General features: G+C 42.0%; 1 protein-coding gene. It reads right to left on the bottom strand.

Annotated features, from left to right (window positions below; translation table 11 throughout):
• Positions 1-417 precede the first annotated feature (417 nt).
• Positions 418-607 (bottom strand): hypothetical protein (locus ACQY8X_RS21060; RefSeq protein WP_428037084.1); only part of this gene is annotated, 190 nt, incomplete at its 5' end.

The following is a 607-nucleotide window of genomic DNA, read 5'->3' as shown; positions in this document are numbered from 1 at the left end:
AAAATGGAGTGCTGATTACCTGAGTTGAAACAGATAGATAAGAGTGATTCGCTATGTATGTCCCCGCTACCTTGACATGGTAGCGCTTTCGCTCCGCTGCAACCGGATGAAGTAGGGCGGCTAACTCGCTAACGTATAAGGATATTTTCCTTTCCGAATATACAGTAGTCGAAACTCTGTAAAATATTGATAAATATAGCTTGATTTTTGCGTTTATATTCGGATAATACGACCCAAGTTGTTGAGGCGTAAGGGATTTACAACGGACTGCAACTCCGTGAACGCCGGTTCGATTCCGACCCGCGCCTCCATTCAAAGGGTAATTAAAACAGTCGCTTACGCGGCTATTTTTTTGTCCTGATTTTGGCTTCCGAATATTTCGGAATATCCGATCCGAATATACAGTATGAGATACTGTCATTTTTTTTGACCTCTTAGAGGTTGGTTAACAGCTTTTTCTATACTCCATCCAAGCTTAAAGATGCGGCTATGTAGGGCATGGTAATCTACAGCAGCAATGTCAGATAATTCGGCTATGGTGAATGACTTCCCTTGATATTCTACTCGTGCGTTCCTGCTAGTGTTGTTAGCTTGAACTTTATCGTTA

The organism is Amphritea sp. (assembly GCF_050300915.1).
Taxonomy (GTDB): Bacteria; Pseudomonadota; Gammaproteobacteria; order Pseudomonadales; family Balneatricaceae; genus Amphritea.
The sequence above is the reverse complement of the archived record's forward strand: the minus strand, read 5'-3'. Positions and strand labels throughout refer to the sequence as shown.